Raw genomic sequence first — 13,449 nt, forward strand, 5'->3', positions numbered from 1 at the left:
GCTTCTCATTTATCCTAAATAATCCAATTTCTTACCACTACGGTATACTTCATCAATTGTAGCACCGCCTAAGCACTCATCTCCATCATAGAACACAACTGCTTGTCCTGGTGTAATTGCACGAATTGACTCATCACAAAGAATACGAACTGTATTTTCATCAACGATTTGAACCGTTACTTTATTGTCTTCTTGACGATAACGGAATTTCGCCGTGCACTTAAATTCTGTTTCTTTTACTTTGTTACTTACCCATCCTACATTCGTAGCAATAACTTCATCACCATATAGAAGTTCGTTATGGAATCCTTGATCAACATATAAAATGTTTTCTTTCAAGTTTTTCCCAACAGCAAACCACGGATCACCGTTACCACCAATTCCAAGTCCATGACGTTGTCCAATTGTATAGTACATTAAACCGTCATGCTTTCCTTTCACTTCACCAGATAATGTTTGCATTACACCTGGTTGCGCTGGTAAGTAGTTACTTAAAAAATCTTTAAAGTTACGCTCACCAATGAAGCAAATACCTGTACTATCTTTTTTCGCCGCTGTCGCTAAGCCAGCTTCTTTCGCCATTTCACGAATTTGCGGTTTCTTTAATTCACCTAACGGGAACATTGTTTTTGATAATTGCTCTTGGCTTAATTGATTTAAGAAGTATGTTTGATCTTTATTGTCATCAACGCCGCGAAGCATTTTATATTCGCCGTCCATATAAGCAACGCGTGCATAATGGCCTGTTGCTACATAATCAGCACCAAGCGCAATTGCATGCTCTAAAAATGCTTTAAATTTAATTTCTTTATTACACATTACATCTGGATTTGGTGTACGACCAGCTCGGTACTCATCTAAGAAGTACGTAAATACTTTATCCCAGTATTGTTTTTCAAAGTTTACTGCATAATACGGAATACCGATTTGGTTACACACTTCAATTACATCATTGTAATCTTCAGTTGCTGTGCAGACACCATTCTCATCTGTATCATCCCAGTTTTTCATAAAAATTCCGATTACATCATAACCTTGCTCTTTTAATAAAAGTGCTGCTACAGATGAATCGACGCCACCGGACATTCCGATGACAACGCGTGTTTCGTGAGGTAGTTTGTTCATCATGTCACCTCCCATGCTAATTTTGTGTTAATCGCTTCACGATTTTCACTGTTTCGTACGCCGCTTTTTCAATTTGCTCTTTCGTATTTCCAAGTCCAAAACTAAAGCGTACGGATGAACGTATTTGATCGGAGTCTTTTCCAAACATCGCTACTAATACATGTGATGGATCAATCGAACCAGCTGTACAAGCAGAACCACTTGATACTGCAATGCCAGCTAGGTCTAAGTTCACAAGAAACGGTTCAATGTTCATTCCTGTAAAACTTACATTAAGCACATGCGGTAAGCGATGTTCTAAGTTTCCGTTTACCTCGAAAGTAATGCCTTCATTTTTGAAGACAGATACCATTATATCTTTAAACTCTTCATATTGGGCATTTTTTTGCTCACGAGTTTTTTCAGCAATAAGAATTGCATGCTGAAGCCCAGCAATACTAGGCACATTTTCCGTACCAGCACGGCGTTTTCTTTCTTGCTCTCCGCCTATTAATAACGGCTCAAATTTCACATTTGCACCAGCGTATAAGAACCCTACACCTTTTGGTCCGTTAATTTTATGGGCTGAAATGGATAATAAATCAATACCAAACTCTTTCACATCAATTTCTACCAAACCATAAGCTTGTACCGCATCTGTATGGAAATAAGCTTGATGCTCCTTTAGTAGCTTTCCTATTTCTACAATTGGTTGCATTGTCCCTACTTCATTATTCCCAAACATAACAGATACAAGAATCGTCTCTTCGGTTAATGCCTTTTGTATGTCAGAAACTTGAATGCGCCCTGTTTCATCGACAGGTAAATATGTCACTTCAAACCCTTCACGCTCTAACAATTCGCACGTATGCAAAATCGCATGATGTTCAATTTGCGTCGTTATAATGTGATTACCTTTATGACGGTTCGCACGTGCTACACCTATAAGCGCTAAATTATCAGCTTCTGTACCACCGCTCGTAAATATAATTTCATTCGGATTCGCATGAATACTGCGTGCACACACTCGTCTCGCCTCATCTACTGTGTGACGAGTTTGACGTCCATAAAAGTGAATACTAGACGGGTTCCCGAATATTTCTGTCATATATGGAATCATCTTTTCGACCACTTCTGGGTGAGTCGGAGATGTCGCAGCATGATCTAAGTAAATGCGTTCCATTAAATCTCCTTCTTTCCAAATCGTTTCACAAGGAATTAAATGTAAAACATATAGCCCCCGTGATTTTCTTCCTCATAACGTACTAAATCTTCTAACGTTGTACTATCTAACACTTCTTGCACCGCATCACGAACACGCATCCATAACTGGCGCTGTGCTGGCTCTTCTTCTTCTATCATTTCTACAACACTAATCGGTCCCTCTAATACACGGATCACATCCCCAGCTGTAATGTTAGCTGGTTGATCAGATAATACATATCCGCCATATGCACCTCGCGTACTCTTCACAAGACGAGCGTTACGAAGTGGTGAAATTAATTGCTCTAAGTAATGCTCCGATAAGTCATGCGCCTGCGCAATTGATTTTAATGAAATCGGACCTTCACCAAACTTTTTTGCAAGATCGATCATAATTGTTAAGCCATAGCGGCCCTTTGTTGAAATCTTCATCTATTTTGCACCTCTTTTCAAATTTTCACTTCTATTGGTTATATCTTATTTATAAAAAGAACACAATTTAAAATCCTATGAAATTATAGCATAATATAGTATTATAAGAAATTTCAACTTGTGTATCAAAATGATAACATAAAATCACATTGAAAAACTCGGGAATTATTACAATTGAAAGAAAAATGAAAATATTCATCTTCATTTTTCCCATAAAACAGCATACTATTTCAAATTCCATAGAAAAAAATGATACGATAGAACGAGATTATATGTTAAGGGAGACGGTCTAAATGAAACAACCACTCGCACATCGAATGCGCCCTACAAATATTCAAGAAATTATTGGGCAACAGCATTTAGTTGGTGAAGGAAAGATTTTATGGCGAATGGTCCAAGCAAATCATTTTCAATCTATGATTTTATACGGTCCTCCAGGTACAGGAAAAACATCCATTGCCAGTGCAATTGCAGGAAGTACCGGTACCCCGTTTCGTCTATTAAACGCTGTTACTCACAATAAAAAAGATATGGAAGTTGTCGTACAAGAAGCGAAGATGCATCGACACCTCGTTTTAATTTTAGATGAAGTTCACCGTCTAGATAAAGCAAAGCAAGACTTTCTATTACCTCATTTAGAAAGCGGACTTCTTACTTTAATTGGTGCAACGACAAGTAATCCATTCCATGCAATAAACTCCGCTATTCGAAGCAGATGTCAAATTTTCGAATTACACGCACTAACAGAAGATGATATTTTAATTGGGTTAAAAAGAGCTTTAGAAGATAAAGAAAAAGGCCTTGGAGAATATGCTGTAACGATAACAGATGAAGCACTACATCACTTTGCAAACGCCTCTGGTGGTGATATGCGTTCCGCTTATAACGCACTTGAGCTTGCTGTATTATCCAGCTTTACTACAGACGATCAAGCGGCTGAAATCACACTCGATATTGCAGAAGAATGCTTACAAAAGAAGAGCTTCGTTCACGACAAAGGCGGCGATGCTCATTATGACGTATTATCAGCATTTCAAAAATCAGTGCGCGGAAGTGATGTAAATGCAGCGCTCCATTATTTAGCACGCCTTATTGAAGCAGGTGATTTACAAAGTATTGGCAGACGCCTTCTTATTATGGCTTATGAAGATATTGGACTTGCTAGCCCACAAGCTGGACCGCGTACACTAGCTGCAATTGAATCAGCTGAACGAGTCGGATTCCCAGAAGCACGCATCCCACTTGCAAATGCCGTTATCGAGCTATGCTTATCACCAAAATCAAATTCAGCTTATAAAGCACTCGATGCAGCACTACATGATTTACGTAACGATCAAACAGGTGATATTCCAAGCCATTTAAAAGATAGTCATTACAAAGGCGCAGAATCACTTGGAAGAGGCATTGGATATTTATATCCACACGACCATCCAAACGGCTGGGTAAGGCAACAATACTTACCTGATAAAATAAAAAACAAGCAATATTATAAACCGAAAACGACAGGGAAATTTGAGCAAGCACTTTCTACTGTTTATGAAAGATTACAAACTTCGAATAAAACGAAAAATAAAGGGTAACATAAACGAAAACGTCACCATTATGGAGGCTTCGCTTATGAAAACACGTCAAGATGCATGGACAAAAGAAGATGATCTCCTTTTAGCAGAAACTGTTTTACGACATATTCGCAGCGGAAGTACACAAATAAAAGCATTTGATGAAGTCGGCGATGCGTTGAACCGCACTTCAGCAGCTTGTGGCTTTAGATGGAATGCTGAAGTACGAGCGAATTACGAAGATGCAGTGCAGATTGCAAAAAAACAACGTAAAGAATTAAAACGTTCTGAAGCTAAAATAGAAAAAGATCAGTTCACGAAAACGAAACAACTCGTAATCGATGCTGAGTTTTCAGAAGATATTACGCCAAGTAAACAGGAACTTACAATGCAAAATGTCATCTCATTTTTGCAAAACATGGAACATAATAACCCTTCAATCGCAAAGTTGCAAACTGAAAATGATGTATTACAAAATCAGCTCACTTCCCTACAAAAAACGAATAATGAACTTGAAGCAAAATTAGCGGTACTCACAAAAAAACAACAAGCAATCGAAGAAGATTACGCGATGCTTGTTAGAATTATGGATCGTGCTCGAAAACTTGTTTCAGTCGAAGAGCAAGAAGATCAAATTGCCCCGATTTTCAAAACCGATCAAAACGGGAATTTAGATATTATTTATTCTGCAGAGAATTAAAAACAAGGATGTCACTTAGTTAAAAAAGTGACATCCTTGTTTGTTTTCGGTGAACCATATATATCGGCAATTGAAATTATATCAACGATTTTTCGAATATATCTATCACAACTTGCAATATATCAACGATTTTTCAAATATATCTATCACAACTTGCAATATATCAACGATTCGACAAAGGATATCGATTTAACGACAAAGATTGACAATAACATTCCTCCCTGTCATACAAAGAAACGCCCAAAATAGATTGGGTAAATATAATCATTACTTACTAGCCTTGCTCACATTTGAACTAGTAGTAATGCAAATATCTTTATTTCTTTAATACATATAAAAAAGCATATATCCAAAATGGATATATGCTTTCACTTTATTCTTGCCCCACACGTTTCACTTCTACGTTTTTAATACGTTCACGTACAACGTGACTTGCCATAATTAAGCCTGCCACAGATGGTACGAATGCATTTGATGAAGGTGGTAATTTCGCTTTACGAATTTTTGCATTTTCGTCTGGTACGATCTCTTTACGTACTTCTTCACGAATTACGATTGGATTCTCGTCAGAGAAGACAACTTTTACACCTTTTTTAATACCCTCTTTACGAAGCTTCGTACGAATTACTTTCGCAATTGGATCTGTATGTGTTTTAGAGATATCCGCAATACGGAAACGAGTTGGGTCCATTTTATTTGCTGCACCCATACATGAGATAATTTTAATTTTACGACGTAAACATTGTTTAATTAAATGGATTTTGAACGTAATTGTATCAGATGCATCCACTACGAAATCTAAACCGTATTTAAAGAACTCTTCATATGTTTCATCTGTATAAAACATTTCTAGTCCAATTACTTCACATTCCGGATTAATGTCTGTAATACGCTCTTTCATTAATTCTACTTTTGAACGTCCTACAGTAGATACTAAAGCATGAATTTGACGGTTTACGTTTGTAATATCTACAACGTCTTTATCAACTAATACGAGACGTCCTACGCCAGAACGTGCTAACGCTTCTGCCGAAAATGACCCTACGCCACCAATTCCTAAAATACCGACTGTACTATTTTTTAATATTTCAAGTCCTTCTTTACCGAAGGCTAATTCATTACGTGAAAATTGATGTAACATTCAGCTCTACACTCCTATTACAAAAATGGTCTACCATGTATTCTAGCGTTTTTCCGACTATTTGTATAGAAAAAGTTATAGAATTCCTAAAAATACATATTTCGAAAATGAAAACATAGTGTACACCGGACTTTTTAAACTTCCCTTTCAATACATGTTTAAAAAGGAGGATTCAGAGGGACGAGCAGATCCAGGCGCTGAAGCCAGGAGGAGCGCAGTGTAGAAATACTACTCGAGCACCGGACTAGCATACGTAACGATGAGATGCGACAGTTATCTGAACCGGAATTTTTAAACTTCCTTCCAATACACCTTTAAAAAGGAGGATTCAGAGAACCGAGCAGATCGAGGCACGTATGATAGGAGGAGCGTAGTGTAGAGTTACTACTCGAGCACCGGACTAGCATACGTAACGATGAGATGCGACAGTTATCTGAACCGGAATTTTTAAACTTCCTTCCAAAAAAAGTCTAGATGGTATTAGTATAACCATCTAGACCCTATTCTTACTTCTCTTCTTTTAAGCTTAATTTTAAGTTTAACTCTTCAAGCTGCGCTTCTGCAACTGGGCTTGGAGCTTCTGTTAATAAGCAGCTTGCGCTTGCTGTTTTCGGGAATGCAATTGTATCACGAAGGTTCGTACGGCCTGCAAGTAACATAACAAGACGGTCTAAACCTAATGCGATTCCGCCGTGTGGTGGTGTACCGTATTCGAATGCTTCTAATAAGAATCCGAATTGCTCTTGCGCTTCTTCTTGTGAGAATCCAAGTGCTTTGAACATTTTTTCTTGTACGTCACGCTCGTAAATACGAAGTGATCCGCCACCAAGCTCATAACCGTTTAATACAAGGTCATATGCTTGTGCACGTGCTTTTTCTGGTGCTGTTTCTAGTAGCTCAACATCTTCACGGAATGGCATTGTGAATGGGTGGTGAGCTGCGAAGTAACGATCTGCATCTTCATCGTACTCAAGAAGTGGCCAATCAGTTACCCATAGGAAGTTAAATTTACTTTCGTCAATTAACTCAAGCTCTTTACCTAGACGTAAACGAAGTGCGCCTAAGCTATCTGCAACAACGCTCTTCTTATCTGCTACAAATAGTAATAAGTCGCCAGCAGTAGCTTCTAATGTAGTCATTAACACGTTTGCATCTTCTTCACCGAAGAATTTCGCAATCGGTCCTTTTAGGCCGTCTTCTTCAACTTTAAGCCAAGCTAGACCTTTTGCACCGTATACTTTCACAAATTCAGTTAATGCATCGATGTCTTTACGAGAGTATTTACTTGCAGCACCTTTTGCATTAATTGCTTTTACTTGTCCGCCGCTTTCTACAGCACTTGTAAACACTTTAAATCCACAACCTGCTGCAAACTCAGATAAGTCTGTTAGTTCCATTTCAAAGCGTGTATCTGGCTTATCAGAACCGTAGCGAGCCATTGCATCAGCATATTTCATACGAGGGAATGGTGCACTAACTTCTACACCTTTTGCATCCTTCATAACTTTCGTCATCATACGCTCCATCATATCTAAAATTTCATCTTGTGTTAAGAATGAAGCTTCGATATCGATTTGCGTGAATTCTGGTTGACGATCCGCACGTAAATCTTCGTCACGGAAACAACGTGCTACTTGATAGTAACGCTCAAATCCGCCGACCATAAGAAGCTGTTTAAATAACTGTGGTGACTGTGGTAATGCATAGAATTCACCATCATGTACACGACTTGGTACTAAATAGTCACGAGCTCCTTCTGGCGTGCTTTTCGTTAAAATTGGTGTTTCGACTTCTAAAAACTCTTCTGTATCTAAGAAATTACGAATTGTTTTTGTTACGTCGTGACGCATTTTGAATGTGTTGAACATTACAGGACGACGTAAGTCTAAATAACGATATTTTAAACGCACATCTTCTGATGCATCTGTATCATCAGCAATGATAATTGGCGTTGTTTTCGCTGCATTTAGTACATTTACTTTTGTTGCTTGTACTTCAATACGACCAGTTGCCATATTGTCATTAATTGCGCCTTCACCACGTTCAACAACTGTACCTTCTACGTGTAATACGTATTCACTACGAATTGTTTCTGCTACTTCTAACGCTTCTTTTGATGTTTCTGGGTTAAATACAACTTGTACGATACCTGTGCGGTCACGTAAATCGATAAAGATTAATCCACCTAAGTCACGGCGTTTTTGTACCCAACCTTTTAATTGAACTGTTTGTCCAACAGCTTCTACTGTTACTTTTCCACATGCATGTGTTCTTTCAGCCACTGTAAGTTCCCCCTATATTAATTTCTCTGCTACGTATGAAGCAAATACATCTAACGCTACTTCTTCTTGTTCACCTGTTGCCATATCTTTTAAGTTAATGATACCTTTATCCAGCTCATCTTCTCCTAATACAGCTACAAATTTCGCCTTTAGACGATCTGCTGATTTAAATTGTGCTTTCATTTTGCGATCTAAATAATCTTTTTCAACTGACAATCCAGCTTTACGAAGATTGAACGCAACTTTTGCAGCATGGTCTTTCGCTTTTTCACCGAGCGCTACAACGTAACAATCAATGCTATGTTCAAGTGGTAATTCAATATTTTCAGCTTTTAGCGCCATAATTAAACGTTCAATACTCATTGCAAAACCGATACCTGGCATTTCTGGTCCACCGATTTCTTGTACAAGTCCGTTATAACGGCCACCACCGCTTAATGTAGTGATCGCACCGAAACCTTCTGCCTCACTCATAATTTCAAAAACAGTGTGTTGATAGTAGTCTAAACCACGTACTAAGTTCGGATCTTTTTCAAATGGAACATCCATCATCGTTAATAGTTCTTGAACTTTGTCGTAGTATACTGCTGAATCTTCGTTTAAGTATTCTGTAATAGATGGTGCTGTTCCCATTAATTCATGGTTACGGTCTTTCTTACAGTCTAAAATTCGAAGTGGGTTCTTTTCTAAGCGAGATTGACAGTCAGAGCAGAATTCGCCGATACGTGGCTCAAAGTGTGCGATTAATGCATCACGGTGTGCTTGACGGCTCGCTGCATCGCCTAAACTGTTTAATACAACTTTAATATTTTTTAAGCCCATGCCGCGGTAAAATTCAACAGCAAGTGCAATTACTTCTGCATCAATTGCAGGATCATTACTGCCGATTGCTTCGATACCGAATTGTACGAATTGACGATAGCGACCTGCTTGTGGTCTTTCATAACGGAACATTTGACCGATATAGTATAATTTCGTTGGTTGTGTTGCATCACCAAACATTTTATTTTCAACGTAAGAACGTACAACAGGTGCAGTACCTTCTGGACGTAATGTTAAGCTGCGCTCTCCACGATCTTGGAATGAGTACATTTCTTTTTGTACGATATCTGTCGTATCACCAACACCACGTAAAAATAGCTCCGTGTGCTCAAAAATTGGTGTACGAATTTCTTTATAATTGTAACGACGGCAAATTTCGCGTGCTTGCCCTTCGATATACTGCCATAACTCAACAGTGCCTGGAAGAATATCTTGCGTTCCGCGTGGGATTTGAATAGACATATTCAGTTCCTCCTCAAATTGTTTTAATCTTAATAAAAATAAAAAAACTCCCGCCTCTACTGTTTAAACAGTAGGGACGAGAGTATTATACCCGTGGTGCCACCCTAATTGAAGCACGTATGCTTCCACTTTTTTAATAACGCTTAAATATGCGTTCATCCCTACTAAGCATATATGCCGTTCAAGTTGAAACCTCTAGAGTGTCATTCAATCAGTCATCATGCAGAAATGTTTTCAGCCTAAGACATTCCTTCTCTTTCCATGTGTGTCTCATTTACTCTTCTCTATCAACGGTTATATTCATATGTAAATATAAAATTACTATACGTTTGTTAAGTAGGATTGTCAAGTGCTCTAAGAACGTTCAATCTGCTTCTTTAGACGCTTTACATCTTGAAGAGAAATCCCAAACTCGGAAGCAAGCTCCATTGAAGTATTGTTTTGCTCTTTTGAAATAAAATCATGAAAATTCACGTTAAATAGTTGATTTGCACCATTTGTAACAGAATGCCCTTTTTCATTCATGCGCATACGTATATCCCTCACATTCAATATGGATGTTTTACTTTTTATTGTTCCATATTGATGAGAGAGTTATACATAACCGAAACTGCTATTGATTCCAAATAAACATTAGTATTCGATTTATAACAATAACAATAGCCAGTCCACTTGCTAGCATATGATGCTTCAAATGATATAATGCTGCAACACCTACTCCAAATACGATAATTTCTAATAATACATGTAATATACCTTTTACTTCCCATTCTGCATGTGGAGCTCCAAATAACCCCCAAATGGCAGTAACAACAATCGGAATAATAATAGCAAGTGTAATTTTTATAGCTGTTGTTGTTCCTACTCGAAACCCCCAGTATCCAACAATCCCAAGAATACATAACTCTAGCATAAAACGTAAAGCTATATTAAATTCTTGAAGCATACTACACCTTCTTTTCCTTTTATTCCCCTTCAAATTAATCGTATGATAAATGAACAAAACATACAACAATGTATAAAAAAGAGAGGATTATATAACCCTCTCTTTTTTATCAACACTATTTACTTTCTACAATTAAGGTCACCGGACCATCATTGATTAAAGAAACGTCCATCATTGCTCCGAATTTCCCTGTTTCTACATGCAATCCTTGTTTGCGAACTTCTTCATTAAAGAAATCGTATAAACGCTCTGCATAGTCAGGTTTCGCAGCATCCATAAAGTTTGGACGTCTCCCCTTGCGACAATCTCCGTATAATGTGAATTGCGAAATAGATAGAACTTGTCCTTCTACATCAAGTACAGAATGATTCATCTTTCCGCTCTCATCTTCAAAAATACGTAAGTTTGAAATTTTTTCCGCAATGTAAGTTGCATCTTTTTCTGTATCTTCGTGCGTAATGCCAACTAGTAATGTTAAACCGAACGGAATTTGTCCTACGATCTCACCGTCTACCGTGACAGACGCTTTCTTTGATCGTTGTAAAACAACTCTCATCTTTCTACACTCCCTATTAATGCATCATGCGTCGTACTGCATAAATTTCCGGAACACGTTTAATGCGTTCTACTACTTTTTTCAAATGTTGTAAGTTACGAATTGAGATTGACATATTAATTGTCGCCATCTTATTACGGTCACTTCTACCAGAAACAGCTGAAATGTACGTTTTCGTCTCTGTAACAGCTTGCAGTACTTCATTTAATAAACCACGGCGATCGTAACCTGAAATTTCAATATCAACGTTATACTCAATTTCTTTTTCAGGGCTACCTTCCCACTCTACTTCTAATAATCTTTCTACAGCTTCTTCTGTATGAACATTTACACAATCACGGCGGTGAATCGATACGCCTCGGCCTTTTGTAATATATCCAACGATATCATCGCCCGGAACTGGGTTACAGCATTTCGATAAACGGATTAATAAATTATCAGCACCGCTTACTTTTACACCAGAATCCCATTTTCGAATTTTCATCGGTTTACGAACTTCTTTAACTTCAACAATCTCTTCTTCTTCGCGTTGTTTGCGGAACTTGTCCGTTAGTCGCGTAACAATTTGCGAAGCTGTAATTCCGCTATATCCAACTGCTGCAAACATATCTTCTTCATTTGCAAAGTTAAATTTCTCAGCGACGCGTTTTAAGTTATCAGGCGCTAATACTTCTTTCATCTCATACTCTAGACCACGTACTTCCTTTTCAACAAGTTCACGGCCTTTTTCAATATTTTCGTCTCTACGTTGTTTCTTAAAGAATTGACGAATTTTATTTTTTGCATGAGATGTTTGAGCAAGTTTTACCCAATCTTGACTTGGGCCATAGGAATGTTTCGACGTTAAAATTTCAATGATGTCGCCTGTTTTTAATTTATAATCCAGCGTCACCATTTTACCGTTTACTTTTGCACCAATTGTTTTATTCCCAATTTCCGAATGGACACGATACGCGAAATCAATCGGAACCGATCCAAGTGGTAATTCCATTACATCGCCTTTCGGTGTAAAGACGAATACCATGTCAGAGAATAAATCAATTTTTAATGACTCCATAAATTCTTCTGCATTAGAAGTTTCATTTTGCCATTCTAATATTTGACGGAACCATGTGAGTTTCTTCTCTAATGTACCTGTTGTTTCTGCTGTTTTTCCTTCTTTATACGCCCAGTGTGCCGCAATCCCGAATTCTGCAATTTCGTGCATTTCTTTCGTACGAATTTGCACTTCAAGTGGGTCACCTTTCGGTCCAATTACGGTCGTATGAAGAGATTGATATAGATTTGCTTTTGGCATTGCAATATAATCTTTAAAACGACCTGGCATCGGCTTCCAGCACGTATGAATAATTCCAAGCACCGCATAACAATCTTTAATACTATTTACAACAACACGTACAGCTAATAAATCGTAAATTTCATTGAACTGCTTATTTTGCAGTGCCATTTTACGATAAATACTGTAAATATGTTTCGGTCTTCCAGAAATCTCAGGTTGAATTGCAACTTCTTTTAATTTCTCACGAATACCAGTCATTACTTCGTCTAAATATTCTTCACGTTCTGCACGTTTACGCTTCATTAAATTTACAATACGATAATATTGCTGTGGATTTAAATAGCGAAGTGACGTATCCTCTAGCTCCCATTTAATAGTACTAATTCCGAGTCTATGTGCTAAAGGTGCAAAGATTTCTAACGTTTCATTCGCTATGCGACGCTGCTTCTCTTGAGGCAAATGTTTCAATGTACGCATGTTATGAAGACGATCAGCTAGTTTAATTAAAATAACTCTAATATCTTGAGCCATTGCAATAAACATTTTGCGATGGTTTTCTGCTTGTTGTTGTTCGTGAGATTTATATTTGATTTTCCCAAGCTTTGTAACACCATCAACAAGCATAGCAATTTCTTTGTTAAATTCCCGTTCAATATCTTCTAACGTAATCTCTGTATCTTCCACTACATCATGTAAGAAACCTGCTGATACCGTAGCTGGATCCATGTGTAAATCAACTAAAATACCTGCAACTTGAATCGGATGAATAATATACGGTTCACCCGATTTTCTATATTGTTCGCTATGCGCATCACGTGCATATTCATAGGCACGTGCCACTAGCTCAATATCTTCATCCGCTAAATATTGACTTGCTTTCTCGAGTACCTGTTCAGCTGTTAGTACCTGCTCATTTGCCATCGAATCACCTTTTATTGAAAATTGACTTTATCTTTATTTAAT

Annotated in this window: 12 protein-coding genes and 1 other annotated feature; of the genes, 2 read left to right on the plus strand and 10 right to left on the minus strand. The window is 37.8% G+C overall.

All coding sequences use genetic code 11. From position 1 onward, the window contains the following. Window positions 1-9: 9 nt before the first annotated feature. From mnmA to cymR, 3 genes are read right to left on the minus strand one after another with little or no spacing between them, the layout of a single operon-like run. Window positions 10-1,125 (minus strand): tRNA 2-thiouridine(34) synthase MnmA, encoded by a 1,116-nt coding sequence (mnmA, locus tag ACYFX0_RS09810; protein WP_106082510.1) that lies wholly within the window; start codon window positions 1,123-1,125, stop codon window positions 10-12. A gap of 16 nt (window positions 1,126-1,141) precedes the next feature. Further along, the gene (locus ACYFX0_RS09815; protein ID WP_000439891.1) at window positions 1,142-2,287 is read right to left on the minus strand and encodes a cysteine desulfurase family protein; all 1,146 of its coding nucleotides are present in this window, start codon (window positions 2,285-2,287) and stop codon (window positions 1,142-1,144) included. 35 nt (window positions 2,288-2,322) lie between these two features. Beyond that, window positions 2,323-2,739 carry a cysteine metabolism transcriptional regulator CymR gene (gene cymR, locus ACYFX0_RS09820; RefSeq protein ID WP_000704116.1) on the minus strand — a complete coding sequence of 139 codons (417 nt, stop codon included), beginning with the start codon at window positions 2,737-2,739 and terminating at the stop codon, window positions 2,323-2,325. Window positions 2,740-3,032: 293 nt separating this feature from the next. Here cymR and ACYFX0_RS09825 point away from each other — a divergent pair, with 293 nt between their 5' ends. Together ACYFX0_RS09825 and ACYFX0_RS09830 are read left to right on the plus strand one after the other, a co-directional pair. After that, complete coding sequence (locus ACYFX0_RS09825) at window positions 3,033-4,319, plus strand: replication-associated recombination protein A (RefSeq protein ID WP_106082511.1); 1,287 nt, start codon at window positions 3,033-3,035, stop codon at window positions 4,317-4,319. 37 nt (window positions 4,320-4,356) lie between these two features. Further along, a complete protein-coding gene (locus tag ACYFX0_RS09830) occupies window positions 4,357-4,998 on the plus strand; it encodes an RsfA family transcriptional regulator (RefSeq protein WP_000857697.1) in 642 nt (213 codons plus the stop codon). Between the two features lie 373 nt (window positions 4,999-5,371). On the opposite strand, the gene ACYFX0_RS09835 is transcribed toward ACYFX0_RS09830, so the two are convergent. The 7 genes from ACYFX0_RS09835 to relA form a co-directional block, all read right to left on the minus strand. Then, complete coding sequence (locus tag ACYFX0_RS09835) at window positions 5,372-6,139, minus strand: tRNA threonylcarbamoyladenosine dehydratase (protein WP_460270362.1); 768 nt, start codon at window positions 6,137-6,139, stop codon at window positions 5,372-5,374. A gap of 506 nt (window positions 6,140-6,645) precedes the next feature. Then, window positions 6,646-8,421 carry an aspartate--tRNA ligase gene (gene aspS / locus ACYFX0_RS09840; protein WP_000840901.1) on the minus strand — a complete coding sequence of 592 codons (1,776 nt, stop codon included), beginning with the start codon at window positions 8,419-8,421 and terminating at the stop codon, window positions 6,646-6,648. Window positions 8,422-8,433: 12 nt separating this feature from the next. Next, entirely contained in the window at window positions 8,434-9,705 is a 1,272-nt protein-coding gene (gene hisS, locus ACYFX0_RS09845; RefSeq protein WP_000027086.1) for a histidine--tRNA ligase, read from the minus strand. A 69-nt stretch (window positions 9,706-9,774) separates the two neighbouring features. After that, window positions 9,775-10,005 (minus strand) — a binding site (T-box leader). 54 nt (window positions 10,006-10,059) lie between these two features. Further along, window positions 10,060-10,236 carry a hypothetical protein gene (locus ACYFX0_RS09850; RefSeq protein WP_001242605.1) on the minus strand — a complete coding sequence of 59 codons (177 nt, stop codon included), beginning with the start codon at window positions 10,234-10,236 and terminating at the stop codon, window positions 10,060-10,062. Window positions 10,237-10,318: 82 nt separating this feature from the next. Next, on the minus strand, window positions 10,319-10,651 hold the full coding sequence (locus tag ACYFX0_RS09855; protein ID WP_000938751.1) for a YrdB family protein: 333 nt from the start codon (window positions 10,649-10,651) through the stop codon (window positions 10,319-10,321). Window positions 10,652-10,766: 115 nt separating this feature from the next. Next, complete coding sequence (locus tag ACYFX0_RS09860) at window positions 10,767-11,207, minus strand: D-tyrosyl-tRNA(Tyr) deacylase (protein ID WP_001266969.1); 441 nt, start codon at window positions 11,205-11,207, stop codon at window positions 10,767-10,769. 16 nt (window positions 11,208-11,223) lie between these two features. Beyond that, window positions 11,224-13,407: a GTP diphosphokinase gene (gene relA, locus ACYFX0_RS09865; protein WP_106082514.1), complete on the minus strand. Its 2,184-nt coding sequence runs from the start codon at window positions 13,405-13,407 to the stop codon at window positions 11,224-11,226. Window positions 13,408-13,449: the final 42 nt, after the last annotated feature.

It is taken from the genome of Bacillus sp. NEAU-Y102, from assembly GCF_054788175.1.